Below are 25,560 nucleotides of genomic sequence, written 5' to 3'. Positions count from 1 at the left end.
GCATCAGGACTGGAAAGGCCCGCGGTGATCCCGCGGGCCTTTTCTTTTCAAGTGCTGGAGTGAAAGCGGGCGGCCCTGCGACGATCCGGCCTCAGCCTTCCAGATCGAAGGCGTAGCCCTGCTTGCGCACCGTGCGGATCGCCTCTGGCCCATCCGCTGCCCGGAATGCCCGCCGCAGCCGCCCGATCCACACATCGACCGTGCGTTCGTCGATCGGCGGCTCCAGCTTGCCGAGCCCTTCGATGATCCGTTGGCGCGAGAGTACCTCGTCGCGATGTTCGACGAGGAAGCGCAGCAGGCGGAACTCGTTCGGGCTCAGCTTCAGCGGCGTGCCATCCCACCGCGCCTGCTGCGCGGCGGGAACGACTTCGAGCAGGCCGACCCGCTTGCGCGGCGGCGAGCGCTGGATTCCATGCTGCGACTGAAGCGTCAGGATGCGGTCGAGCACGCCGTTGCGATCGAGCGGGCCGACCACGTAATCATCCGCACCCGCCTTGATCGCGCGACGGCGATCCTCGTCGTCGTCCTGCTCCAGCACGATGGTGATGTGGGCATCGGCCAGCCGATCGTCGGCGCGCAGGCGGCGGACCATTTCCAGCCCGGAGATTTCGGGCATGATCCAGTCGACAAATATCCAGGTCGGCCCGTCGACCAGCGCGGACGGGCCGCCGGGGCCGATCTTCTGGAAATCGAACATCTCCCCCGCCGCGCTCTGCGGGCTGGGGCCGGGCAGTTCCCCGGTCAGCAGGATATTGACCTTGCGCATGGCTGGATCGACCTCTTTGCCGCGCAGCCGTGCCGTCATCGTGTGACCGGTTCGTGACGGTTTCAGACCCGTGCGAAAAGGAGCCGATCGATCTTCGCGAGCGATCGCGACCCGCCACATCTGCAAGCTTGCGGGCAGCGCGGCAAGGGCGCCGGAACGTGCTTACCAACCGGGCGCAAAGAACCACGTTCAATTCGAGCCGTTTCGAATCGGCTCTTTCGCACCCTGTGCCGTGTCCGGCGTTGGAAGCAGGGCAGCGAACCCGAAAAGCCTTTCGCCGACACACCTACTCCCATAGACAGGAAGGCGATGCCCCGGCTTGATCTCAGAATATTCGTGCTCGTCAGCATCGGCCTGCTGCTCGCTGCCTGCGCCGGTGCGGAGGACGAGCGAACGGCCGAGGAAGTGCCGGTCGTTGCGCAGGAGGTGCGCTTTGTTCCCGAGATGTCGCAGGTGGAAGCCATCGGCACGGCCCGCGCGGCAACTTCTGCCGAGCTTTTTCCTGAGACCGCAGGCCGCGTCACCCGCGTGCTGTTCAGCGCCGGCGACTACGTGCGGCAAGGCACGCCGCTGCTGCAGCTGGACGACCGGGCGGAACGGCTGGATGTCGAAGCGGCGCAGGTCTCGGTGCGCGAGGCGAGCCAGCTGCTGGGCCGCTATCGCCGGATCGAGGATACAGGGGCGATTTCCGAGAGCCAGATCGAAGCGGGTGAGACCGCGCTTGCCGCCGCGCGGGTGCAATTGCGGCAGGCACAGACGGCGCTGGCCGACCGCACGGTGCGCGCGCCGTTCTCCGGCCATGTTGGGCTGACCGACGTCGATGCGGGTGACCGCGTCAACGACTCTACGCCGATCACGCAGATCGATCAGCGCGGCACGCTCTATGTCGATTTTTCCGCGCCAGAGGAGGTCTTCGCGAAGCTGAGCCCAGGCGACACGGTGGAGGTGACGCCATTCTCCGAACCCGGACGCACAATCGAGGCAGAGGTGGTCGCGACCGACAACCGCGTTTCGCAGGACAGCCGCGATTTCATCGTGCGCACCGCCATCCCCAACCGCGATGACAGGCTGCGCCCCGGCATGAGCTTCCGCGTCCAGTTCACCCAGCGCGGCACGATGCGCGCCGCCGTGCCCGAAGAGGCGATCGTCTGGGGCGGGGAGGGATCGCACCTGTTCCTCGTTCGTGATGGCAAGGCGGTGCGCGTGCCCGTCACCATCACCTCGCGCCGTGATGGCCGGGTGTTCGTCGACGGGCAGATTACCCGCAACGACCGGGTGATCGTGGAAGGCGTGCAGAAGGTCCGCGACGGGCAGGACATTCGCCTCGTCCGCCAGGCGCGCCAGACCGAACAGGATGTCCGCGTCGAGCAGCGCCCGGTACGCGGCGGCGATGGCGACTAGCTTCGATCTGCCCATGCTGGCGGTCAAGCGACCGCTGCTGATCGGCGTGCTCAACCTGCTGATCGTGATCGCGGGGATCGCCGCGCTGATCGGCGTGGAGGTTCGCGAGCTGCCCAATGTCGACCGGCCGATCGTCTCGGTCACCGCCAGCCTGCCCGGTGCCGCGCCGGAAACGATGGATGCGGAGGTCACCAGTATCCTCGAAGATGCGGTCGCGCGCGTTTCGGGCGTGCGCCAGATCAGCTCGTCGAGCGAGGAGAACAATTCGCGCATCCGGGTCGAGTTCAACCCCGGCGTCGACCTCGACACCGCGGCAACCGACGTGCGCGAGGCGGTCAGCCGGACGCAGCGCGACCTGCCCGAGCGGGTCGAGCAGGTAACGGTGGTGAAGGCCGATCAGGACGCGCAGCCGATCATGACGCTCGCCGTTCTGAGCGATGCCTACGACCAGGCGGAGCTGACCCGGCTGGTCGACAACGACATCATTCCCGAACTTCTGACTGCGGAGGGCGTAGCCAGCATCGATCCGTTCGGCGCGCGCGAACGGCAGATGCGCGTCGCGGTCGATCCGCTGCGCCTCAACCGCTTCGGCCTGACGCTGACAGATGTCGCCGATGCGTTGGAGAATGCCCCGTTCGATGTGCCGGTCGGCTCGTTCCGCTCCGACGCGCAGAGCCTCGTCGTGCGCGCCGATGCGAGCGCGACCGAGCCGGAGCGGATCGAGAATGTGATCGTCAGCGGCAACGTGCGGGTGGGTGATGTCGCGCAAGCGGACTTGGCACCCGCCAATGCCAGCAACTTCGTGCGCCTCGACGGGCGGCCGATCATCGGGCTGGGCGTGGTGCGACAGGCCAGTTCCAACACGATCGAGATTTCGGACTCGATCCGGCAGGCGGTGGAACGGGTCAACCGGCGGTTCGACGACGTTGAGGTCCAGATCGTATCCGACGATGCCGAGTTCATCCGCATCTCGGTGCGCGAGGTGCTGATCACGCTCGGCTTTACGATCCTCGTGGTGGTTGCGACCATGCTGATCTTCTTCCGCGCGTGGCGGCCCACGATGGTCCCCAGCACCACCATTCCCGTCGCGCTGGTCGGCGTGATCGCGGGCATCTGGCTGATGGGCTTCTCGATCAACCTGCTGACCCTGCTGGCACTGGTGCTGGCAACGGGGCTGATCGTCGACGACGCGATCGTGGTGCTGGAGAACTGCCAGCGGTTGCAGAACAAGGGACTGGGCAGGCGCGCGGCGGCGGTCGTCGGTACGCGGCAGGTGTTCTTTGCCGTCGTTGCGACCACCGCCGTGCTCGTCTCGGTCTTCGTGCCGATCAGCTTTCTGCCGTCGGAGACCGGGCGGCTGTTCCGTGAATTCGGCTTCGTGCTGGCAGTTGCGGTGATCCTGTCCAGCTTCGTCGCGCTGTCGCTGGTGCCCGCGCTCGCCGCGAAGTTCGATCTGACCAGTGATGAAGCGGACGGCGATGAAGCGAGCAAGAGCCGCCTGTCGCGCTTCGGCACCGCCGTCACCGGGCGCTATGACCGCCTGTTGAAGTGCGCGCTTGACGCGCCGCGTGCGACGATCATCGGCTCGGTGCTGATCGCGGGGCTCGCGGGGTTCCTCTACACCCAGCTCGATAACGAACTGGTGCCGGACGAGGATCGCGGGGTCGTCACGGTCGACGCGACCGGCCCCGACGGCGTCGGCCTCGCCTTTATGGACCGCGAGCTGGACGAGATCGAACAGGTGCTCCAGCCCTATCTCGACAGTGGCGAGATCGAGAGCACCTTTTCCATTGTCGGCCGCTACGATCCCAACCGGGTACGCGTGACCGCGCAGCTGGCCGATTGGGGCGAGCGGGATCGCAGCCAGACCGAGATCGTGGAAGAATTGAATGGCCCGCTGGCGGAGATCCCCGGATCGCGCACCAGCGCCCGCGGCCGAGGTACGCTCAGCTTCGGCGGCGGGGGCGAAGGGCTGGAGGTTGCGCTGACCGGCGCGGAGTACGACCGGATTTACGCAAGTGCGGATGCGCTGGCGACCGCGATCGACACGCAGTCGGACATCCTCTCGAACGCGGAAATTTCCTACCAGCCGACCCAGCCGCAGCTGTCCGTCCTGATCGACCGTCAGCGCGCGTCGGACCTCGGCGTCGATCTCGACGATCTTTCGCAGACGTTGCGGGCGATGGTGGGCGGTGAAGAACTGGTCGATCTCAACGTAGGCGATCAGGCGGTGCCGATCTTCCTTACCGCGCAGGCGGTCAGCGTGACCAACCCCAACGACCTGCGCAATCTCTATGTCCGCGGATCGGGCGGTGCGGCGGGCGGCAATACTCTGGTGCCGCTTTCGGCGCTTACCACGATCGTCGAAGAGGGGATTGCCGCCGAACTCGACCGGACCGAACAGCGCCGTGCGATCGAGGTCGATGCCGACATCGCGGCGGGCACGCCGCTGCGCGACGCGGTCGACGAGATCGAGCGACTGGCCGAGGAGACAGTGGCCGAGGATGTCGACATGCTGCTGCAGGGCGATGCGGAAAGCCTTGAGGAAAGCTCCAACGCGCTGGCGCTAACCTATGGCTTTGCCCTTGCCATCGTGTTCCTGGTGCTGGTCGCGCAGTTCGAAAGCCTCACGAGCGCGCTGGTGGTGCTGCTCACCGTGCCCTTCGCGCTGGCTGCAGCTGTGTTCGCGCTGTTCCTGTCGGGCGTATCGCTCAACATCTATTCGCAGATCGGGCTGGTGATGCTGATCGGTCTTATGGCCAAGAACGGGGTGCTGATCGTCGAGTTCGCCGACCAGCTGCGCCATCAGGGCCGCGGCGTGCGCGAAGCGGTGGAGGAGGCGGCCGCGATCCGCCTGCGTCCGATCACCATGACGCTGATCTCGACGGTAATCGGCGCACTCCCCCTGATCCTTGCCAGCGGAGCAGGGGCCGAGGCACGCCAGTCGATCGGCTGGGTGATCTTCGGCGGGCTCGGCATTGCCAGCGTCTTCACGCTTTTCCTGACCCCGGTGCTCTATCTCGCCATCGCCCGTTTCGGGCAGCCGCGCAGCGTCGACCTCGCCAAGCTGCGCGAGGAGATCGACTCTCTGGACGAGGACATGACGGTGGCGCCCGCATGATCCGCAGTCTCGCCCTCCTGTCGGCGACCACGGCGCTGTCGGCCTGCGCCTCGCTCGATCCCTATCCGGTCGATCGTCCGGTCATCGCGCCGCAGGCCTATGCGGGCGATCTCCCGCCCAGCGGGGTGGCGGAGACCTGGTGGCAGGGGTTCGGGGATTCTGTGCTCGACGATCTGGTCGAGCAGGGCCTCGCCGCCAATCTCGACATCGCGATCGCGCGCGACCGGCTGCGCGCGGCGGATGCGCTGCTGCAGGCGGAGCGTGCGGATCGCTTGCCGCGCCTCGACGGCGCAGCGGATGCGGCGATCGGCATCGGCACCTCGGACAGCGATTCCGCAAGCATCGGCCTGCTGGGCACGTTCGATCCGGATATTTCGGGGCGTCTCTCGGCGCAGATCCGCGCCGCCGCCGCCGACTATGCGCAGGCGGAGTATATCCTCGCCGATCAGCGCAGGCTGGTCGCCGCTGCGATCGCCGCGCAATATATCGAATATCGTCGCACCGGCGCGCAGCTGGAGCTGCTGGCGCAATCGACCGAGTTGCAGGAACGCACGCTCAGGATTGTGACCCTGCGGTTCGAGGCGGGGCTGGCCGCCAATCTCGATGTGCGCCGCGCGGCAGCCGACCTCGCGCAGACGCGCGCGCGGCGCGGCCTGATCGAGATCGCCCGCGCGGGCGCCGCCAACCGTCTGGCGATCCTGCTGGGGCAGTCACCCGGGCTGTTCACCCCGCCGCCTGCCCCGGGCGAACAGACGATCCCCGATTATGCCGGCGGGCCGCCTGCGGGCACGCCTGCGGACCTGCTCCGTCGGCGGGCCGACGTGCTCGCCGCCGAGGCAGCGCTGCTGCGCGCCTCGGCAATCGTCGGGGCGGAGCAGGCGGACCTGCGCCCCTCGCTGACCATTCCAGCCAGCGTGACACTGGGCGACGGCAGTATTGGCGGCATCCTCGACGAATTCATCGCCAGCATCGGCGCCGCGCTCGATCTGCCGCTGTTCGACGGAGGCCGCAGGCGCGCCGAGGTGGATGCGGCGCGGGCCGAGGCCGACGCGCGCTTCGGCGAATACCGCCTGACCTTCCTCGAAGCGCTCGGCGAGGTCGAGAACGCGCTCGTCGCCCTAGACGCCAACGGCCAGCGGATCGACGCCCTGCGCGAGGCGATCGAGCAGAGCGAAGCCGCGCTGGAACAGTCGGACGCGCTTTACCGCGAAGGGCTTGCGACCCTGTTCGACGTGCTCGATGCCCAGCGCCAGCTGATCGCGAGCCGCCAGTCGCTTATTGACAGCGAGGCTGCGCTGGCAACGTCCTTCATATCGTTCCACGCGGCGATTGGCGCGCCGGATGGTGTGCTGCGTTAGGCACTGAGACCCTATCTGGACACGATCGACAGCTACTTCTGCCACTTGAGGGATGAATGGGCGGCCGATCCGGTAAAACTGCAGAATCTCGAGGACAAGCGAATCGAGCTGGAATTCCTCATCCAGGACTGGTTCGATCCCAATGTCTGGCAGATCGAGAACCGTAGCGAACGACAGCGCGTCAGAAGCGAAATCTTGGCGGCGGAGAGAGGCGCGGCGTTCAACTCGAGCGAGGTGAGCGCGGCGCTGCCCGAGTATAACTTCGATACTGTGGTGTTGACCGAACTCGTCGCGTCGGTCGACATTCCCAACATTGTCGGGATCGATGCCTGCGCGGGCATGCTAAGAGCGTCCGTGAGGGCGGTAGAGCCGGAACTGCTCGTTTCCCTCCAAGGCGTTCGGGGAGCGCTCGTGCAGTATCTCGGAAGAAGCGAGCGGACCGGACAGCTTTATATGTGGCGAGCGATAACAAGCCACATGAGCGATCAGTTGAGCCGCGCGTCCGGACGACGCGAACAGCGCGTATCGCGCGACCAGGTGGTCTGCGTGCAGAAGGCAGCGGCGGATGCTGCCGTTCTGGCAGCGCAATCAACGCAGCAATCAACGCAGACGCAGCCTGCGCTAGATATCGACATTTCCAATGTCGGCGGCAGGGAGTAGCGGCCCGACCGAATTTCGCAGACTCGCTCAATCTGTCAGTTGGAGGACGAGAATGTATCGGCTCTTCACGCTCATTGCCGCCTGCCTGTCTTGCGCGGCTTGCGATACGCCCTCGCTGTACGAGACCAAATTGGCCGCTCTGCCAGAGCTCCAGCAGGAGGAAGGGAAGCTTCGCCTAACGGAGTGCGATCGTCTGGAGGAGACGATCGCCAGTTCGCAGGATTTCTCGGTTGGCGGACGGGGAGCCGGTTTCGGCTTCCAGCTACGCAGCGCGGAATTCAAGAACTCGTCGGCGAAAGATCAGTACCTTCTGTCCCTTCTGAACACCGTCAAGGTGTGTCGCGAGTGGGCGATATTCGAAGCATCTCAAGAAGAGTTCGATAACGCATTCCTCGCAATGGTGGATGTGGCCGCGAACAGTTTCGATGCCTAAGTCGTGTCGATAGACGAAAAGATCAGCGGCCTGATCGCCGCCTACCGATCGAATGAGTCGGTGGGTCGGAATGAGCGAATCCGGGCGGGCGAAGTCGAATCCTTGCGCAAGGTGGCCGCCCAGCAGCGCACGGTCGAGCAGAGACAGGCAACCATCGAAGGTCTTCTGACAAATCCGCGACCGCCGTCGAACGGGATGTCCGTTATCGATACGGGCTCCCTTCTTGGAGGCGAATGGCGAATAATGTTCGATCGAGGGTCAGACCGGGTGAACCCGGATCAGATCGAAAGGGTGCGCGGTGAGGTGGCCGCCATGCGGGAGCGGTGCGAGTTATGGCGCGCAAGCGTGATCGGTTACTCCAGCATAGTTGGGGGAGAAGAGATCAACGATGCCCTTGCCACCCGACGCGCTAGGAACGTTCATCGATCGCTCGCCATAAATCCGGACGACGACTGGACTATCGGTGGGGCAGGGGAGACGCAAATGTTCGGCTCGGAAGAAGCTCTGAATCGAGCGGTTCGAATCCGGGCGTGGTGCAAGGTCCGCGTCGAGTAGAGGCGCAAACCAAGGCCTTTCCCGAGCGCTGCTAGTTCGTATCGGAGCGTCGGCCAATTGGTTGCTGAGTCCGGGCCAGAGAACGAGGAGAGACCGCTCAAACTACCGACTGGCGCAGTCTATGACGGCGCCATCGCGCTTTGGGAAAGGGCGGAAAGCTGAGCGGGTTCGTCAAAAACGCAGAAAGTCGTCAGGGCTTGGCCGGAGATGCCTGCCCGCCTTTTCACGGACCAGCTTCGCGGTCTGCGTAAATCGTCGAAAAGATGGTGGGCGCGGCAAGGATTGAACTTGCGACCCCACCCGTGTGAAGGGTGTGCTCTACCACTGAGCTACGCGCCCGGACGGCCCCTCGGGGCCATGCCGAGGGGCGCATTTGCCAATCCTCTCGCTTCAGCGCAAGCGCTTTAATCGCCGAAAAGACGGACAAGCACGTTCAGCCAATCGCCATTGCGTGCGTTCGGCCGGTTGCGGACCGCGCCCGAAGGCTCCGGACAGGCGAGGCAATAGGCGCGCATTCCGGGCGTTTCGATGATTTTTTGCAGATCCTGCGCGATCCGTGACGGGGTCTGTGCCTCGCGCTGGGCGGTCATCGCGAACAGGTCGCCGCCGCGTGCCTTGGCATCGCCGCCGCCGACCAGCTGACGCAGCAGCGTCTGGTATTCGCTGGATTCGCTGCCGAGGAAGCGCGCGTGATAGGCGTCGTCTTCCAGCCCGGCCTTGCCTGCGACCCATGCCAGCGCATCGTCGAGATCGCCGAACTGGTCGACCAGCCCGTTCTGGCGGGCGGTGCCACCGTCCCAGACGCGGCCCTGGCCGATCGCATCGATCTGCGCGGGCGTCTTGCCGCGCGACTTTGCGACGATACCGAGGAAGCGGTCGTAGCCATTCTCGATCGAGGCCTGCAGGATCTGCTCGGTCTCCGGATTGAAGCCGCCGACGAAATCGGGCTGGCCGGACAGCGGCGTGGTGCTGACACCATCCGCGCTCACACCGACCTTGCTGGCCAGCTTCTCGAAGGTGGGGAGGACCGCGAAGATGCCGATCGAGCCGGTGATCGTCTCGGGTTCGGCAAAGATGCGGTCGGCGGGGGTCGAAACCCAGTAGCCGCCGCTGGCCGCGACATTGGCCATGCTGACCGCGACGGGGATGCCCTGGGCCTTGTGCCGCAGGATCGCCTCGCGGATCGCTTCGGAGGCGAGCACGGAGCCGCCCGGCGAATCGACCCGCACGACCAGACCCTTCAGATTGTCGTTGAGCGCATCGTCGAGCAGGTCGGCGATCCGGTCGCCGCCCGCGGTGCCGGGGCCGGCATCGCCATCGACGATCTCGCCCGCGATGGTGACGACGCCGATGGCATCGCCGCTATCGTCGAACGGATTGTCCGCCAGCCAGGTGGCAAGGTCGGTATGGGCGAAGGAGCCGGGCTTGCTGTCGCCCTTGTCCTTGCCCGCGATTTCCGCAACGCGCTCGCCGAAGGCGGTCCAGCTGCCAAGCTTGTCGACCATGCCTGCGGCCACGGCTGCCTTGGCGATATCGCCATTGGCCGATGCGACCCATTCGGCTGGGGTCTGCGCGACACGTTCGATGTCGATCTTGGGGCGGGCCTTCTTCACGCTCGCCTGCCATTCGCTCCACAGTTCGCCGTACAGCTCGCGTGCGTTTTCGCGCGCCGGTTCGGACATGGAATTGCCCAGATAGGGTTCCACCGCCGACTTGTAGGTGCCGACTTTGAACACGCGCGCATTGACGCCGAGCTTGTCGAGCAGGTCGCCGTAATACAGGCGCTTGCCGCCCGGCCCGGCGATCATCGCGCCGCCGAGCGGATCGAGCCAGACTTCGCTGGCATGCGCGGCAAGGCGCAGGCCGTCGTCCGAATAGGCCATGCCATAGGCGAGCACGGGCTTGTCCGCCGCGCGCACCCGGTCCAGCGCAGCGCCGACTTCGCGCAGGTGCACCGCGCCCGCGCCGAGGAACGTGCGCATGTCGAGCACGACCGCTTTGACCCGGTCATCTTCCGCAGCGGTGTCCAGCGCGTGGACCAGATCCTGCACGTCGTGCTCTCCGGTCGGGGCTTCGCCGGACAGGAGGACGGAGAACGGGTCGATCGGGGCCTTCTCCTCGACGATGTAGCCATCGAGGTCGACCAGCAGGGCACCATCCTTGACGCTGGCCGGGTTGGGCCGCGCGGTCAGGATTGCGAACAGCAGCGCGAAGAACAGCAGGAGGAACAGCAGCGAGAGGCCGTCCTTGATCCCAACCAGCAGTTTCCAGACGTTCTTCGCAAATTCCATGGTATCGAGAGCCCCGTAGCTTTTAGCTTCCCATACCTAAGGGGCGTTAACACGAACCTCCAGCCGAATGTGCTTGAGCGACATACATGCCTCGACTAGTGGCATTGCTTTAATGGCATCCGCAGGTTCCCCCCCGAATTCCGACCGCTTCCCCGCGGGCGGACAAGCATTCCCGCATCCCAGCCTGACTGGCATCGCGCAGCTGGAGCGGCACGAGATCCTCTATCTGCTCGCCGAGGCGGAGCAGTGGGTCGAGTTCAACCGCCAGCCGGACAAGCATTGTGACCTGCTGGCCGGGATGACGATCATCAACGCCTTCTTCGAAAACAGCACGCGCACGCTGCTCAGCTTCGAGATTGCGGGCAAGCGATTGGGTGCGGATGTGGTCAACATGCATGCCGCGCAGTCGAGCGTGAAGAAGGGCGAGACGCTGCTCGACACGGCGATCACGCTCAACGCGATGCGCGCCGACGCGATCGTCATCCGGCACGCGTCGAGCGGCGCAGTCGATCTGATCGATGGCAAGGTCGATTGCCCCGTATTGAACGCCGGCGACGGCAGCCACGAACATCCCACGCAGGCGCTGCTCGATGCGCTGGCGCTGCGCCATGCGCTGGACGAGCGGGGCGAGGGTGCGGACGACTTTACCGGGCTCGTGGTGACGATCTGCGGCGACATCGCGCATAGCCGCGTGGCGCGGTCCAACATCCTGTGCCTGCAGGCACTCGGCGCAAGCGTGCGCGTGTGTGCGCCGCCCGCGCTGATGCCGGCGGGGATCGAGATGATGGGCGCGAAGCCCTTCGTCGATTTCGATGCCGCGCTGGAAGGGGCGGATGTCGTGATGATGCTGCGTCTTCAGGCGGAGCGGATGAGCGGGCAGTTCATCCCCTCGACCCGCGAATACCACCACCTTTACGGATTGACGCAGGAGCGCCTGCGCCGCGCAGCACCCGATGCGCTGGTGATGCATCCCGGCCCGATGAATCGCGGGGTGGAAATCGACAGCGACGTGGCCGACATGCTCGACCGGTCGATCATCACCCGGCAGGTGGAGATGGGCGTGGCGGTGCGGATGGCCTGCCTCGACGTCCTGACCCGCCGCGCGCGAGGGGTTCCCGGATGGGAACGTCCGCTGGGTCAGGGGCAGTGGAAATGAAGCAGACGCGCCCCATCGCCATCGTGAATGGCAAGCTGATCACACCCGAGGGGGTCGTCGACGGCACCCTGCGGATCGCCGAGGGCATGATCGCCTCTGTCGGGCCGGGCGATGCGCAGCCCGACGACGAGGTTGTCGACGCGAAAGGCAAGCTGGTCGTGCCGGGCCTCGTCGACCTTGGCGTGTTCGCGATCGACAAGCCCGCGTTCCATTTCGGCGGGATCAGCCGCGCCGCGCTTATGCCCGACCAGTCGCCGCCGCTCGATCTGCCGAGCCGGGTCAACTACATCGCCAAGAGCGGCAAGCCCGACTTCTGGGTCCACCCGCTGGCCGCCGCGACGCGCGGGCTGGCCGGGGAGGAACTGGGCGAGGTCGCGCTGATGCGCGAGGCGGGCGCTCGCGGGATCGCCACCGGCAGGCGCTGGATCGCCGATAGCGGCGTGATGCTGCGCGTGCTGAGCTATGCCGCGATGCTCGACATGGTCGTGGTCGCGCATGCCGAGGACGGCGGGCTGGCGGTCGATGCCGTGGCGAGCGCGGGCGAAATGGCGACCCGACTGGGCCTGCCGAGCGCGCCGCCGCAGGCCGAAGCACTGGCGGTCGCCCGAGACATCGCGCTGGCCGAAATGGCGGGTGCGCGCATTCATTTCCGGCAGGTCACGACCGCCGCCGCGCTCGATCTGGTGCGCAGCGCCAAGGCGCGCGGCGTTGCGGTCACGGCGGGCGTCACACCGGCGCATTTCATGCTGTCCGACCTAGCGATCGGGGACTTCCGCACCTTCGGCAGGCTCTCGCCGCCCTTGCGTAGCGAGGAAGACCGGCACGCGGTGATCGCCGCGATTGCGGATGGAACGATCGATGTGATTTCCAGCGGGCACGATCCGCGCGGGCCGGAGGACAAGCGGCTGCCCTTTGCCGACGCGGAGCCCGGGATGGCAGGGGCGGAAACGCTGCTGTCGACCACGCTCACGCTGGTGCGCGACGGGGTGATCGACCTGCCGCGAGCGTTCGATCTGCTGGCGGGTGCGCCCGCGCGGCTGCTTGGCGTCGATGCGGGCCTGCTGCGCGAGGGCCACGAAGGCGACATCGCGCTGGTCGACCCGGAGAAGCCGTGGGTCGTGGACCGGCGCAAGATGGCCGCGACTGCCGACAACACGCCGTTCGACGGTCAGCCGATGCAGGGCCGAGTGCTGGGCCTGTGGAAGGGCGGCGTCAGGGTCGACTAGTCAGTCGACCGACGCGCCCGTTCAACCAGAGAACCGCTTAACGGGTCGCGACCCGGCGGCCCGCGTCGAGCGTGCCGGGCAGCGGCCTGCTCTGTTCCCAAGCGATGCAACCGTGTCCTGCGGCCTTGACCGTGCGGCACAGCGACTGCGCGCTCGATGCGGCAAGATTGCCGGCCGACAGGCGGTAATAGATCCGCCCGTTGACCTTGGCGCGGGTGATCACCTGCTCACGGCTTGCGACCTGCGGGTGGCGCTTGACGAAGATCGCCCAGCCACGCTTGGCATCCGCTTCGCTGGCATAGCTGCCCAGCTGCACCAAGTGCGTGCCGCCTGCGAGGTCTTCGCGCGCTGCGGAGGCCGAGGCCTGGGCGGGCTTGGCTGCCGCAACCGGCGCGGGCGCAGGCGCGGCTCGCGCAGGGATCGGCTGGACCACCGGCGCGCTGGCGAAACTTGCGGCGGGCGCAGGTTTGGGCGCGGGCTTCGGCGTGGCGGAGGCCTTCGCATCCGCCTTGGCGAAGGTGCTATCGAATTCGGTCGAGACCGTATCGCGTGCGCCAACCGCAGCGTCGAGCGGGGCGAGCGAGCGAGCCGCTCCGCTGGAGGCGAGCAGGTCGACCGGCGGAAGCTCGCCCGTGACAGGGCCGGCGGCAGCGGTTGCTGCGGCAGCCTGTGCGAGCATCTGATCCGCATTCGGGGCACCGCCCAGCGCCAGTCGCGCGGGCATGCCGGAATCGGCCTGCGGCTGCACGCCGAGCAGGTTGGCGATCCGGGCAGTGTAGTCTTCCGGCCGGGCGACGCGCGCCCATTCGGAAATGCGCGCATCCAGCTCACCCGGGGCAACGTCTTCTGCGGCGATGATCCGCGCGGCGGCCCAGTTGCCGCCCAGCGCGTAGGCATAGGCGAGGTTCTGGCGCATCGTCGGAGTATTCTCCCCGCCACGCAGCGCATTCTGCATGATCTGTGCGCCCAGTTCGGGATTGCCCGCCAGCGCATAGGCGAGGCCCAGATCCGCCGGAGCGATCGCATCGCGCCATTCGCCCAGCGTCTCGATCGCGGCGCGGTTGTCGCCCAGTGCGATCGAGGCGAGTGCATAGCGCAGCGCAGTGCGCGGGCTCACATCGCCGAGCACCAGCGCCTCTTCGAGCGCCTGCTGCGCGGACGCGAAACGGCCCGCCGCGAGGTAGGACGAGCCGAGATCTGCCTTTGCCGCCGGATCATTCGGCGCGGCGAGCACGGCTTGTTCGGCCAGGGTGATCGCCCTGTCGGTATTGCCGTCGGCGCGGGCCGTGGCGGCGTCGCTGGCCGATGCGGTTTTCGAACCGCCGAGGCCGCCTGCGCAGCCGGTCAGGCCGAGCGTGGCCAGCGCGGTGGCGAGCATCAGGGTTTTGGAAAAGTTCTGGCGGATCATCGGTTCATCCCTCCTTATGGGGGCGCGATTGGACGCGGGCGACAAGCTGTTCGAGTTCGGGTGTGGCGGCGAACATGGCGTCCACCGCTTCTGTGACGAGCGCTTGCGCGCTCCGGTTGGCGAGCGTGCAGGCCAGCCGCAGCTTGAGATGACGCTCGTGATCCAGGCGCAGCGTGAAGGCGGTGCGCTTGCCCTTCGTTGCTGCCTTTGCTTCGCCTGTGACTTTAGGCGCGCTGGCGACCGCGAGACTGGGACGCGGGAGGCGCGGGGCCTTGGTGCGAATGGCCGCGACCGGTTGGGCTACGTCCGGCTCGCTGGCGGCTTCATCCGCGCGATCCTGCTCGGATGCGGTCTCGTACATGGGCGCAGCGGTGCTGCGCGCGTGCTTGCCAAGCGGGGCGAACGCGCTATCCGGCGCGTCCTCGGCGGCATCGTGATAGTCGGCTGGCTGAGCGGTCTCTCGCGCGACCGGCTGCGTATCGTCGGGTTCGCCCAGATCGTTCCAGCCCAGATCCTCCAGCGCATTCTCCACCGGTTGCGGGTGGTGCAGGTGTGCCCCCGCGACCGCGCCATCGACCATCGGCGACTGACGGCGCATGGCCGGTTTCGCGCCGCCCTTGCGGGCAAGCAGGCCGGGGGAAAGAGAGGCAAAGCTCATGTCGGTCATGCCCGGTGCACCTACTGCGCGACCCGGCGGCCGAACACGCCCTGACGCGGGGCCTGCGGCAGATGGACCGCCGCGCCGGGTGCGGCAAAGACCGTCCTGCGGAAGTTCTTCTCCAGCCGGTCGGACACGTAGTTCCACAGCGCGGCGATTTCGGTCGCGCTGCGGCAATCGGGATCGATCTCCATGACCGTGCGGCCGTCGATCATCGACGCGGCGAAATCGGTCCGGTGATGGACGGTCACCGGAGCGACGGTGCCGTGCTGGCTCAGCGCGACCGCCGCTTCCGAAGTGATCCGCGCCTTGGGTGTCGCGCCGTTGACCACGAAGACCAGCGGCTTGCCCGCGCGTTCGCACAGGTCGACCGTCGCGCCGACCGCCCGCAGGTCGTGCGGGCTGGGACGGGTCGGCACGACGATCAGTTCTGCAACCGAAATGACCGACTGGATCGCCATCGTGATGGCGGGCGGGGTGTCGATGACGGCAAGCTTGAAGCCCTGTTCGCGCAAGGTGTGAAGGTCGTGCGCGAGCCGGGCGACCGTGGTCTGCGCGAAGGCCGGATAATCCGCCTCGCGCTCGTTCCACCAGTCCGCGAGTGAGCCCTGCGGATCGATATCGATCAGCACCACCGGCCCCGCGCCTGCACGCTGGGCCTGGACCGAAAGATGGCCGGACAAGGTGGTCTTGCCAGATCCGCCCTTCTGTGAAGCCAATGCCAATACCCGCACCGGGACTGTTCCCCCAATTGTTGCACGTCCCGCATCGTTCACCCGCAAACGGGTTCGATGCACGCGTATGGCTTCGCAGGATGTCCTTTATTTAGGGTTAAGGCGGGGAAGGCCGATCGCTCCGCATATCGAGACACACCGACGGTAAAGTCGGGCTGCGAAAGCGTCGCACAACGGGGCGGGGCGTTGCTACGGCGTGGCGAGTGGTTCGCAAGGGTGGTAATGGCGGGTTAACCATCTCCCGCTAGCGCGGAGGGTGAACACGTGCGATCGGCAATGACGGGGAACACCATGACGACGCGAAACGGTCGCAAATTCGGCCTCCGGGCGTGCCTTGCAGGCGCACTGCTGACCCTGCCGGGGCTCGCGCTGGCGGACGTCAACGATGGCGTCGCCGCGTGGGAGCGCGGGGATTACGAGACCGCTGTGGCCGAATGGCGCGGACCTGCCGGGCAGGGCGACGCCGATGCACAATTCAACCTGGGGCAAGCCTATCGCCTCGGTCGCGGGGTCGAACAGAACACTCGCCAGGCCGAAGTCTACTACGCCAAGGCTGCGGCGCAGGGTCACCTGAAGGCGGCGGACAATCTGGGCCTGCTGCTGTTCCAGAACGGTCGCCGCGAAGAGGCGATGCCCTACGTCGTCGATGCCGCCGAGCGCGGCGATCCGCGCGCGCAATATCTGCTGGGCATCGCGCATTTCAACGGCGACCTGGTCGCGCGCGACTGGGTGCGCGCCTACGCGCTGATCACGCTCGCCAATGCGGCGGGCCTGCCGCAGGCTGCCAGCGCGATGCAGCAGATGGATACGCATATCCCGCTCGATCAGCGCCAGCAGGCGCAGGCGCTGGTGCCGCAGCTCAAGCGCAATGCCGACGCGCAGCGTGCGAGCCGTTTTGCCGCCGCCGATCTTGGTACGAGCGATGCCGCACCCTCGCGCTCGGCTCCGGTTCCTGCCGCAGCCCCGCCTGTCGCGACCAGCGCGCCGGGTGTCCCGCCCCCGGGCCGCCCGGACCGTATCCCGCGCCCCATCACTCAGACCCGCGTGGCGCCCTCCGTGGCCGCCGCACAGTCCGCGATTGCCGAGGCGAGCCGCGTGACCGGAACCGAAAGCCCGGCGGATGCGGGTGCGACCTTCGCGCGTCGCAGCACGCCCGCAGCAGCCGATCCGCGCGCGGTCGAGCCGCAGCCGACCACGTCGGTCGTCGCGCGCGCCGCCCCGCAACCTCGACCCGAGCCGCGTGTCTCACCGCGCCCCGAACCGCAGCCCGTGCGGGCGGCTACGGGCAGCGGGCCCTGGAAAATCCAGCTTGGTGCCTTTGCCGTCAATGGCAATGCGGAGCGTCTATGGGCGCGCCTTTCGGGCCGCAGCGAGCTTGCCGGGGCGACCCGCGTGCTCGAACCTGCGGGCCGCGTGACCAAGCTGCTCGCGGGCGGCTATGCCAGCCGCGATGCGGCGCAGAGCGCGTGCAATGCGCTCAAGCGCAGCGGGCAGGACTGTCTCGTCACCCGCTAGGTCTTTCATCGGGCGAGATCGCGCGCCCGTCGAAGGCAATTCCCCTGTGCCCACCCCGCTGTTAGGTGTCGGACCACAGGGGGAATCTTTTCAATGACCGAAGCGACAGCGGCGGCAACGCCGGATCAGGATACGCGGGGCACACCCGCTCCCGAAAAGGCAGCGCCGATTTCGGCCACCGGCGCCTCGCGTCTGCTAAGCCTCGATTTTACCCGCGGGATAGCGGTGATGGGCATTCTGGCGGCCAATATTGTCGCCTTTGGCCAACCGATGATCGCCTATATGTGGCCTGAAGGCTTCCTGACCCCGCATGATGCGACGTCGGACTGGATGTGGGTCGCGCAGTTCGTGCTGATCGACGGCAAGATGCGCGGGCTGTTCACCCTGCTGTTCGGGGCGGGGATGTATCTCTTCCTGGAGAAGGCGTGGGCGCGCAAGCAGGGGCGCTGGCTTCAGGCGCGGCGGCTGTTCTGGCTGCTGGCATTCGGCATGATCCATTTCTTCTTCATCTGGCGCGGCGACATCCTGACGCTGTACGCGACCTGCGGGTTCATCTGCCTGCTGTTCGTGAAGTGGGGCCCAAGGACCCAGCTGGGGGTGGGCGTATTTTTCTATCTGGTCGGTGCAGCGATCTACAGCGCGCTGGCGGGTTTCTTCTACTGGGTGATGGAACTGGGCGGCGCGCAGGTGATGGCAGAGGCCGGTATGCAGAGCGGCGGCCCGTCCACTCCGGCAGAGGTGCGCGAAAGCTTCGGGGTGATGAAGACGCAGGGCCTCGATATCGCTCAGGTCGATACCTCGCTGATCCAGTCGGGCGACTATTCCGGCTGGGTCCACTACAACCTGACCGAACACTGGGCCGAACCGCTGACCGGTTTCCTGTTCTTCGGGCTGGAGACCATCCCGCTGATCCTGATCGGCATGGCGCTTTATCGCCTTGGCCTGTTCGACGGGCGTCTGAATGCGAAGAAGCAGGCGATCTGGGGCACAATCGGCGTAGCCGTCGGCCTCGCCGGATCGCTTGCCATCGGGCTGTGGACGCTGGAGCGGGGGCTGAGCTTCCATTCGACCTTCCTCAGCTTCGTCGGCACCAGCGCCTTCGTCCGCCTGCCCTTCGTGATCGGGCTCGCCGCGCTGCTCGCGCTGTGGGGGCCCAAGGCGACCGGCTGGCTGGGTTCGCGGATCAGCGCGGCGGGGCGGATGGCGTTCTCCAACTATCTGGGCACGTCTATCCTGATGCTGTTCGTGTTCCACGGCTTCGCGCTCGGCCTCTATGGCGAGCTTACGCGGCCGCAGCTCTACATCGTGATGCTGGCTGCGTGGGCGATCATGCTGGCGTGGTCGAAGGCGTGGCTGTCTGTCTATCGCTTCGGCCCGCTGGAATGGCTGTGGCGCTGCCTGACCTATGGCAAGCTGTTCCCGATCCGGCGGACGCGCGAGGCAGGGTGATCAGAGCGGCACTCGCGATTGGCCTTGCAGCCGTGCTGGGCGGGTGTTCCGAGCCGATCGAGACGCGCGATATCCCGGGCGTCTATACCGGCACCCTGGGCGAGGGCGCGACCTATCGCCTCGAGATGGGCGAGGACATGCGCTACCGCTTCTGCCGGGCGGAGGATGCAGACTGCACCCCGCCCGAAGATCGCGGAGCCTATCAGGTGGTGCGCCTCGGCTCGACCTCCATCGTCCGCTTCAGCCTGCTATGTGCGCCGTTCGGAGGCGATTGCAGGAATTACGAGGCAGATGCGAGGCTGCGCCGCCCCGGCTCGGTCGAGATCGCCTTCGTCGATGAGGCGGGGAAGGAGCATGTGTTCGTGAAGCAGCATTAGGGTGTCGGATCAGATTTGCTCTTGTTTGTGAGAACAAGTCGCATTAACAATGTCCTTGCGAGTCGTTTGCAGGAGACTGTTCCGCCAATGTACGTTTGCATCTGCAATGCCATCCGCGAGACGGATCTGCGCCGCGCCGCCGTGCACTGCTCGGGCGATGCAGAGGCGTGCTACGCGATGCTCGGCAAGCGTCCGCAATGCGGCTCGTGCCTGTGCGATGCCGATGCGATCGTGTTCGAGGAACGCGAACTCGGGTGCTGCAAGGCTGCGGCCTAGGCGCATTCGCAATAGCGCGCCTGCCACTGCGAGGCGCTCTCAAAGCCCGGAAATCTGCGATTTTTTGCGCCTTCGCCCTTGCGGAGTTGCCTGACCGACGCCTAAGCGTGGGGCAATTCACATTTACAGGAGCATGCGGCCATGAAGGGCGACGACAAGGTCATCGAATATCTCAACAAGGCGCTCACCAACGAGTTGACCGCGATCAACCAGTACTGGCTGCACTACCGCGTGCTGGCCGACTGGGGCGTCACCAAGCTTGCCGAATACGAACGGCATGAGTCGATCGACGAGATGAAGCACGCCGACTGGCTGGCGGAGCGGATCCTGTTCCTCGAAGCGCTCCCGAACTTCCAGGCGATCCACAAGCTGAAGGTGGGCGAGACGGTCGAGGAAATCCTCAAGGCCGATCTGGCGCTGGAGATGGAAGCGATCCCGCTGCTGCGCGATGCCGCAGAATATGCCAAGAGCGTGAAGGACTACACGTCCGAACAGCTGTTCGAGAACATCCTCGCGAGCGAGGAAGAGCATGTCGACTTCCTCGAAACGCAGTTCGACATGATCGAGCGGATGGGTCTGCAGAACTACGTCCAGCTGCAAAGCCACCCGGCGGGCGAGGGCGAGACTGGCGCGGGCGCGCCCTAGGTTCTCTGGTGGCGCCTGCTAGAGCGACGCGCCGGAGTTATCGTCCTCTGCCACGCGCTCGGCCCTTCGGCGCATGATTTCGCGACTGCGACGGCGGCGATCTTTTGCGCTGCCTGTCGCCAGTCGCGTTTCCAGCAGGAACAGCACCAACCCGGCGACCATCAGCCCCATGGTGGTGATCCACGCGACTGCGGTCAGCGTGCCGATCTGCGGCTCGATGAAGGCGCTGACGAACAGCAGGCCGATGACGATGCAGATCGCCAGCGCGCTGGCCGTGCAGAACATCACCGCGCCCTGCGCATAGACCCTGCGCCGCTCCAGGATCGGCAATTCTTCGGGCCTGCGCCCCGCTTCGCCAAGCTCAGCCGCTTCTTCGATCGCCTCGATGCGGGTGGCGATCCAGATCAACCGCTGAGTCATCGTGTTCATCACCGCGCCGATCGCGGCGAGCAGGAACACCGGCGTCAGGCTGAGTTGCAGCACCTGCTGCACGCGCATCGTATTGCTGGTGCGGTTGACCAGATCGCTTGCAAAATCGGCGCCGGAAGCAGCCAGCAGGTCGATCATTGCTCGCTCGCGTAGGGGTTCTTCGATGTCTTCAGCACCACCCGCACGGGCACTGCGTCGAAGCCCAGTTCGCGACGGATGCCGTTGACCAGATAGCGTTCGTAAGAGGTCGGCAGCATGTCCAGCCGGGTGCCGAACACCACGAAGCGGGGCGGGCGGGTGCCGGCCTGGGTGATATAGCGCAGCTTGATCCGCTTGCCGCCCGGGGCGGGGGGCGGATTGGCCTCCAGCGCGTCGTCGAACCAGCGATTGAGCGCAGAGGTAGACACGCGCTTGCTCCAGGTCTCGCGCAGCTGGAACGCGGCGGCGATCAACTGGTCGAGCCCCTTGCCGGTCTTCGCGCTGACCGCGATCAGCGGCAGTCCGCGCACCTGCGCCAGCCCTTCGTCGAGCGCGAAGCGGATGCCGTTGAACAGCTTGCTCGGCTCGGCCGCCACATCCCACTTGTTGATCGCGATCATCAGCGCGCGGCCTTCCTCGATCGCGAGGCTGGCGATCTTGAGGTCCTGATGTTCCAGACCCTTGGTCGCATCGAGCATCAGCACCACCACCTCCGCGAAATCGACCGCGCGGCGCGCGTCCGCGACCGAGAGCTTTTCCAGCTTTTCGACCACGTTGCGCTTCTTGCGCATCCCGGCGGTGTCGATCAGGCGCACTTCGCGCGTGTCGCCGCTGTCGGGATCGGTCCATTCCCAGTCGATCGCGATTGAATCGCGGGTGATGCCCGCTTCGGGACCGGTGAGCAGGCGATCCTCGCCCAGCAGCCGGTTGATGAGGGTCGATTTGCCCGCATTGGGCCGCCCGACGATCGCCAGTTTCAGCGGGCCGGTGGGGACCCCGTCTTCGTCCTCTTCGCCCTCGTCCATCGCCTCCAGCGCGTCGCCCGCTTCGGACTTCTCGCCGATGATCGGCCACAGCGCCTCGAACAGGTCGGCAGTGCCTTCGCCGTGTTCGGCGGAAATGCCGATCGGTTCGCCAAGGCCGAGCGAGTAGGCTTCGAAAATCCCTGCGTCGCCGCTGCGCCCTTCGGCCTTGTTGGCGACCACGATGACAGGGACGTCCGCGGTGCGCAGCCAGTTGCCGATCTCGTTGTCGAGCGGGGTGAGACCGGCGCGCGCATCGACCACGAACAGCACCGCGTCGGCATCGGCGATGCTGACTTCGGTCTGCATCCGCATCCGGCCCGGCAGCGTGCTGGGGTCTTCGTCTTCCCACCCGGCGGTATCGACGATGGTGAAGCGCATCCCTGCGAGGGTTACGTCACCGAATCGCCGGTCGCGTGTAACGCCGGGCTGATCGTCGACCAGCGCGAGCTTTTTGCCCACCAGCCGGTTGAACAGGGTGGATTTGCCCACATTGGGGCGCCCGATAATGATTACACGAGGCAGCATAGGGACGGCAGTTGGGCCTTGGCCGCGCCATTGGCAAGCACCCTCGCGTCAGGCGGGCAAGAAAGGCCCCGCAACAGGGCTCCAAAGGTAAACGCGCTGTTAACCAATCTTCTGAGGTTCATGGAAAGGCACGACCGGCAAATCTTTGCCGTATGAATTGCCGCCCCCATTTCTTCGTCCTGCCGCTCGCTGCAGTTGCTGCAAGTCTTGCAGTTCCGCCACTTGTCGCCGCTCAGGCACAGGTCACCGCAGGTGCGACAGCAGCGTCGAGCGGCAGCGAATTGCCGCCGTACCTGCAATGCGTGCCTTATGCGCGTGAAGTGAGCGGGATCGATATTTACGGCGACGCGCTCACCTGGTGGGATCAGGCCGAAGGCCGCTTCGAACGCGGCCACACGCCGCGCGAAGGTGCGGTGATGGCATTCATTCCGACCGGAAACATGCAGCTGGGCCATGTCGCGGCGGTCGCCAAGGTGATCGATTCGCGCACCGTGCTGCTCGACCATGCCAACTGGTCGCCTATCAATGGACGGCGCGGGCAGATCGAGCGCAATGTAAAGGCGGTTGACGTCTCGCCGAACAACGACTGGAGCCAGGTGCGGGTGTGGTACTATCCGCTGCAGGCGCTCGGCACCACGCCGTGGCCAGTGCAGGGCTTCATCTATCCCGATGGCAAGGCGAAGCCCCGGACCCAGCAGCGGTTTGCGCAGGCCGCCCCCGCGCCGGTTCGGCCGCAGCCGACCCGCGAAGAGCCTTCGCGCGCCTTCCTCGCCGCCTTTGCCGATGCGCCCCCGGCGCGCGCACCGCAGGCGCGGACAAGCCAGCCGCGCGTGACGCAGGCGGCATACAGGCCCGCACCAGCCGCGTCCCAGGCGAGCTACGCGACCGCGCGACCGCTCACTCCGCGCCGCGTACAGGCGAGCGCAGGACGGTCAGGCGGCGATGCTGTGGTAGAGCGCGCGGTCGCGCTCTACGATTAAAGGCTTGGAGCGGGGAAGGGCTCAGTCGTCCAGCCGGGCGACCGGCGCATCCTCGCCGAGATCTTCGAACCAGGCCTCGACGGGGCCCTTCAGCTTGAGTGTGAGCGGCTGGCCCTTGCGGTCCATCGTCCGACCGGCCTGCACGCGTACCCAGCCTTCGCTAATCGAATATTCCTCGATATCCGTGCGCTGACGGCCTTTGAAGCGGATGCCCACTCCGCGCTGCAGCACCGCCTGGTCGAAATGCGGACTGCGCGGATTGACCGACAAGTGCATCGGCGGGACGTCCGCACCCTGGGTTTCGGGGGGCTGCGCGGGGGTGTTTTCGGGGCTTTCTTCGGTCATGGCGCTGGCCGATAGACAGACCGGCGGGGCCTGACAATACGGCTCGCGTACAGTGCGCGTATCAATCGGGCGTCAGGCTCGACCCGTAGAGCGAGAAACGGCGCACATGCGCGATCCGCAATCCCGCGTCGAGACGCTCGCGATCGATCTCGCTGGTCCACGAACTGCGCTCGAGCAGCGGATTGCCGCCGGGGCCGTCCTTTTCCAGTTCCTTGGACGAGAGGCGACCATTGGCCGGATTGACGGGCGGAACGATCAGCCTCCCGAGCGCCTTCGCGCGCTTTTTCATCTTCGATTTCATTTTTCGACCCATCCAAATTTGACATATTTGTTACAGAACTAAGTATGTACGTAACCTAAATGTCATAATCAACCGGGCGGCATCGCATCGCGTGCGCTGGCGGGGTGCTTGCCCTTTGCGCGCAGACGCTCTAGACGCGCCGGTCTGTCGTGGATGGCTCCCGCCATTCGCGCGTCCTCGTTCGGATTGCGGGCGTGGCGGAACTGGTAGACGCGCTTGGTTTAGGTCCAAGTATCGCAAGATGTGGGGGTTCGAGTCCCTTCGCCCGCACCAGCCTCGCCCCGCGATGCAATCAGCACTCTTTGTCGGAAAGCACGTAAGACCACTCATGCAGATCACCGAGACCGCCAACGAAGGCCTCAAGCGCGCCTATCTCATTACGATCCCCGCGAGCGAGATCGACGACCGGATCAAGGCCGAGGTGAAACGCATCGCGCCTCAGGTGCGCATGCCGGGCTTCCGCCCGGGCAAGGTGCCCGCCAACCTCGTGCGCAAGATGCACGGCGAGCAGCTGCACGCGCAGGTCGTCAATGACACGATCCAGTCCTCGGTCGACGAGTTGATGAAGGACAAGGGCCTTCGCCCGGCGATGCAGCCGACCGTCGCGCTCAAGGACGGCTACGATCAGGGTAAGGATGCCGAGATCGACGTCAGCCTCGAAATCCTGCCTGAAATCGACACGCCCGACGTCGACGGGATCAAGCTGGAACGGCTGGTCGTGCCGGTGGACGAAAGCGCGATCGACGAGACGCTGCAGCGCATCGCCGACCAGAACAAGACCTTCAAGGACGCCGCAAAAACCAAGAAGGCCGCCGAAGGCGACCAGGTCATCATCGATTTCGTCGGCTCGATCGACGGTGTCGAATTCGAAGGCGGCAAGGCCGAAGACGCCCCGCTGGTGCTCGGTTCGGGCACTTTCATTCCGGGCTTCGAAGACCAGCTGACGGGTGTGAAGACGGGCGACGAGAAGGTCGTGAAGGTCACCTTCCCCGAAGACTATCAGGCCGAACACCTCGCCGGTAAGGACGCGGAATTCGCGGTCACCGTGAAGGCGGTGAAGACCGCCGAAGACAGCAAGATCGACGACGAGTTCGCCAAGTCGCTCGGCCTCGAAAGCGCGGACAAGCTGCGCGAGCTCGTCAAGGCGCAGATGGAGCAGGAAACTGCCGGCCTGACCCGCACGCAGATGAAGCGCCAGCTGCTCGACGCGCTGGCCGCCGGTCACGACTTCGCCGTGCCCGAAGGCATGGTCGATGCCGAGTTCGAGCAGATCTGGCAGCAGCTGATGCAGGAAGCCTCGCGCGAGGAAGATTCCGAGGCGGCCGTCAAGGAAATCGAGAGCGAGCGCGACGATTACCGCCGCATCGCCGAGCGCCGCGTGCGTCTGGGCCTGCTCCTGTCCGAAATCGGTCAGGCCAATGGCGTCCAGATCAGCAACCAGGAAATGTCGATGCTGATGCAGCAGGCCGCGCAGCAGTATCGCCCGGAAGACCGCGAGCGGTTCATGCAGTTCATCCAGAACGAGCCGATGGCTGCCGCCCAGCTGCGCGCTCCGCTGTATGAAGACAAGGTCGTCGACTTCCTGTTCGACAAGGCCGAAATCGAAGAACGCGAAGTGACCCGCGAAGAGCTGGAAGCCGCGATCGAAGCGGAAGAAAGCACCGAGGCCGAAGCCGCCAAGGCGAAGAAGGCACCTGCCAAGAAGGCGGCTGCGAAGAAGGCACCTGCCAAGAAGGCTGCTGCCAAGTCCGACGACAAGGCTGACGAGAAGCCGGCTGCAAAGAAGGCCCCGGCCAAGAAGGCCGCTGCTTCGGACGAGAAAAAGCCCGCCGCCAAGAAGGCTCCGGCGAAGAAGGCTGCCGCTTCGGACGAGAAGAAGGCCCCCGCCAAGAAGCCTGCGGCCAAGAAGGCCCCGGCGAAGAAGCCTGCTGCCAAGAAGGACTAAGC

Annotated in this window: 24 protein-coding genes and 2 tRNA genes; 16 read left to right on the top strand and 10 right to left on the bottom strand. The window is 66.0% G+C overall.

From position 1 onward, the window contains the following. Positions 1 to 91: 91 nt before the first annotated feature. Positions 92 to 805 carry a response regulator transcription factor gene (locus tag KYN89_RS10840; protein ID WP_231680642.1) on the bottom strand — a complete coding sequence of 238 codons (714 nt, stop codon included), beginning with the start codon at positions 803 to 805 and terminating at the stop codon, positions 92 to 94. A 270-nt stretch (positions 806 to 1,075) separates the two neighbouring features. On the opposite strand from KYN89_RS10840, the gene KYN89_RS10835 reads away from it, so the two are divergent. Genes KYN89_RS10835 through KYN89_RS10810 form a run of 6 tightly spaced genes read left to right on the top strand, consistent with a single transcriptional unit; the run spans position 1,076 to position 8,294 of the window. Continuing rightward, a complete protein-coding gene (locus KYN89_RS10835) occupies positions 1,076 to 2,167 on the top strand; it encodes an efflux RND transporter periplasmic adaptor subunit (RefSeq protein WP_248285182.1) in 1,092 nt (363 codons plus the stop codon). After that, positions 2,157 to 5,288, top strand: coding sequence for an efflux RND transporter permease subunit (locus KYN89_RS10830; protein WP_222825089.1), 3,132 nt, complete (start codon positions 2,157 to 2,159; stop codon positions 5,286 to 5,288). Before KYN89_RS10835 ends, KYN89_RS10830 begins: the two co-directional genes overlap by 11 nt. Further along, positions 5,285 to 6,646, top strand: coding sequence for an efflux transporter outer membrane subunit (locus KYN89_RS10825; RefSeq protein ID WP_222825088.1), 1,362 nt, complete (start codon positions 5,285 to 5,287; stop codon positions 6,644 to 6,646). Before KYN89_RS10830 ends, KYN89_RS10825 begins: the two co-directional genes overlap by 4 nt. A gap of 45 nt (positions 6,647 to 6,691) precedes the next feature. Continuing rightward, positions 6,692 to 7,306, top strand: a complete 615-nt coding sequence (locus tag KYN89_RS10820; RefSeq protein ID WP_222825087.1) for a hypothetical protein — start codon at positions 6,692 to 6,694, stop codon at positions 7,304 to 7,306. A gap of 52 nt (positions 7,307 to 7,358) precedes the next feature. Further along, positions 7,359 to 7,739, top strand: coding sequence for a hypothetical protein (locus KYN89_RS10815; protein WP_222825086.1), 381 nt, complete (start codon positions 7,359 to 7,361; stop codon positions 7,737 to 7,739). A 3-nt stretch (positions 7,740 to 7,742) separates the two neighbouring features. Then, positions 7,743 to 8,294 carry an OmpA family protein gene (locus KYN89_RS10810; protein ID WP_222825085.1) on the top strand — a complete coding sequence of 184 codons (552 nt, stop codon included), beginning with the start codon at positions 7,743 to 7,745 and terminating at the stop codon, positions 8,292 to 8,294. A 264-nt stretch (positions 8,295 to 8,558) separates the two neighbouring features. Here the strand turns inward: KYN89_RS10810 and KYN89_RS10805 are convergent. Together KYN89_RS10805 and sppA are read right to left on the bottom strand one after the other, a co-directional pair. After that, a tRNA-Val gene (locus KYN89_RS10805) sits at positions 8,559 to 8,633 on the bottom strand. Between the two features lie 65 nt (positions 8,634 to 8,698). After that, positions 8,699 to 10,585: a signal peptide peptidase SppA gene (gene sppA, locus KYN89_RS10800; protein WP_222825084.1), complete on the bottom strand. Its 1,887-nt coding sequence runs from the start codon at positions 10,583 to 10,585 to the stop codon at positions 8,699 to 8,701. A 112-nt stretch (positions 10,586 to 10,697) separates the two neighbouring features. Here sppA and KYN89_RS10795 point away from each other — a divergent pair, with 112 nt between their 5' ends. Further along, complete coding sequence (locus tag KYN89_RS10795) at positions 10,698 to 11,741, top strand: aspartate carbamoyltransferase catalytic subunit (protein WP_222825083.1); 1,044 nt, start codon at positions 10,698 to 10,700, stop codon at positions 11,739 to 11,741. Further along, on the top strand, positions 11,738 to 12,967 hold the full coding sequence (locus KYN89_RS10790) for a dihydroorotase (RefSeq protein WP_222825082.1): 1,230 nt from the start codon (positions 11,738 to 11,740) through the stop codon (positions 12,965 to 12,967). The genes KYN89_RS10795 and KYN89_RS10790 overlap by 4 nt, the downstream gene beginning before the upstream one ends. 37 nt (positions 12,968 to 13,004) lie before the next feature. Here KYN89_RS10790 and KYN89_RS10785 read toward each other — a convergent pair whose 3' ends face one another. From KYN89_RS10785 to KYN89_RS10775, 3 genes are read right to left on the bottom strand one after another with little or no spacing between them, the layout of a single operon-like run. Further along, positions 13,005 to 14,375: a tetratricopeptide repeat protein gene (locus KYN89_RS10785; RefSeq protein WP_222825081.1), complete on the bottom strand. Its 1,371-nt coding sequence runs from the start codon at positions 14,373 to 14,375 to the stop codon at positions 13,005 to 13,007. A 4-nt stretch (positions 14,376 to 14,379) separates the two neighbouring features. After that, a complete protein-coding gene (locus KYN89_RS10780; RefSeq protein WP_222825080.1) occupies positions 14,380 to 15,042 on the bottom strand; it encodes a hypothetical protein in 663 nt (220 codons plus the stop codon). Positions 15,043 to 15,053: 11 nt separating this feature from the next. Next, positions 15,054 to 15,767, bottom strand: coding sequence for an AAA family ATPase (locus KYN89_RS10775; protein WP_197636885.1), 714 nt, complete (start codon positions 15,765 to 15,767; stop codon positions 15,054 to 15,056). A 291-nt stretch (positions 15,768 to 16,058) separates the two neighbouring features. Between KYN89_RS10775 and KYN89_RS10770 the strand changes: the two genes are divergently transcribed. From KYN89_RS10770 to bfr, 5 genes are all read left to right on the top strand, one after another. Next, on the top strand, positions 16,059 to 17,282 hold the full coding sequence (locus KYN89_RS10770; protein WP_248285181.1) for an SPOR domain-containing protein: 1,224 nt from the start codon (positions 16,059 to 16,061) through the stop codon (positions 17,280 to 17,282). Between the two features lie 93 nt (positions 17,283 to 17,375). Next, on the top strand, positions 17,376 to 18,731 hold the full coding sequence (locus KYN89_RS10765; protein ID WP_222825079.1) for a DUF418 domain-containing protein: 1,356 nt from the start codon (positions 17,376 to 17,378) through the stop codon (positions 18,729 to 18,731). Continuing rightward, positions 18,728 to 19,108, top strand: a complete 381-nt coding sequence (locus tag KYN89_RS10760) for a hypothetical protein (RefSeq protein WP_222825078.1) — start codon at positions 18,728 to 18,730, stop codon at positions 19,106 to 19,108. Before KYN89_RS10765 ends, KYN89_RS10760 begins: the two co-directional genes overlap by 4 nt. An 87-nt stretch (positions 19,109 to 19,195) precedes the next feature. Beyond that, positions 19,196 to 19,384: a (2Fe-2S)-binding protein gene (locus tag KYN89_RS10755; RefSeq protein ID WP_222825077.1), complete on the top strand. Its 189-nt coding sequence runs from the start codon at positions 19,196 to 19,198 to the stop codon at positions 19,382 to 19,384. Between the two features lie 141 nt (positions 19,385 to 19,525). Next, positions 19,526 to 20,029 (top strand): bacterioferritin, encoded by a 504-nt coding sequence (gene bfr / locus KYN89_RS10750; RefSeq protein WP_010235383.1) that lies wholly within the window; start codon positions 19,526 to 19,528, stop codon positions 20,027 to 20,029. A gap of 18 nt (positions 20,030 to 20,047) precedes the next feature. On the opposite strand, the gene KYN89_RS10745 is transcribed toward bfr, so the two are convergent. Together KYN89_RS10745 and der are read right to left on the bottom strand one after the other, a co-directional pair. Next, entirely contained in the window at positions 20,048 to 20,596 is a 549-nt protein-coding gene (locus tag KYN89_RS10745; RefSeq protein ID WP_222825076.1) for a DUF2721 domain-containing protein, read from the bottom strand. Then, on the bottom strand, positions 20,593 to 21,987 hold the full coding sequence (gene der / locus KYN89_RS10740) for a ribosome biogenesis GTPase Der (protein WP_222825075.1): 1,395 nt from the start codon (positions 21,985 to 21,987) through the stop codon (positions 20,593 to 20,595). The genes KYN89_RS10745 and der overlap by 4 nt, the downstream gene beginning before the upstream one ends. A gap of 152 nt (positions 21,988 to 22,139) precedes the next feature. Between der and KYN89_RS10735 the strand changes: the two genes are divergently transcribed. Continuing rightward, a complete protein-coding gene (locus KYN89_RS10735) occupies positions 22,140 to 22,967 on the top strand; it encodes a CHAP domain-containing protein (RefSeq protein WP_248285180.1) in 828 nt (275 codons plus the stop codon). 21 nt (positions 22,968 to 22,988) lie between these two features. On the opposite strand, the gene KYN89_RS10730 is transcribed toward KYN89_RS10735, so the two are convergent. Together KYN89_RS10730 and KYN89_RS10725 are read right to left on the bottom strand one after the other, a co-directional pair. Next, complete coding sequence (locus tag KYN89_RS10730) at positions 22,989 to 23,312, bottom strand: DUF3297 family protein (RefSeq protein ID WP_222825074.1); 324 nt, start codon at positions 23,310 to 23,312, stop codon at positions 22,989 to 22,991. A gap of 61 nt (positions 23,313 to 23,373) precedes the next feature. Continuing rightward, the gene (locus KYN89_RS10725; protein ID WP_248285179.1) at positions 23,374 to 23,601 is read right to left on the bottom strand and encodes a hypothetical protein; all 228 of its coding nucleotides are present in this window, start codon (positions 23,599 to 23,601) and stop codon (positions 23,374 to 23,376) included. 200 nt (positions 23,602 to 23,801) lie between these two features. Between KYN89_RS10725 and KYN89_RS10720 the strand changes: the two genes are divergently transcribed. Continuing rightward, positions 23,802 to 23,886: transfer RNA gene (locus tag KYN89_RS10720), tRNA-Leu, on the top strand. A 55-nt stretch (positions 23,887 to 23,941) separates the two neighbouring features. Continuing rightward, positions 23,942 to 25,558 carry a trigger factor gene (gene tig / locus KYN89_RS10715; protein WP_222825072.1) on the top strand — a complete coding sequence of 539 codons (1,617 nt, stop codon included), beginning with the start codon at positions 23,942 to 23,944 and terminating at the stop codon, positions 25,556 to 25,558. The last annotated feature ends 2 nt before the right edge of the window (positions 25,559 to 25,560 follow it).

It is taken from the genome of Alteriqipengyuania abyssalis (genome assembly GCF_019857185.1).
GTDB lineage: Bacteria > Pseudomonadota > Alphaproteobacteria > Sphingomonadales > Sphingomonadaceae > Alteriqipengyuania > Alteriqipengyuania abyssalis.
This window is presented reverse-complemented; position numbering and strand designations above follow the sequence as displayed.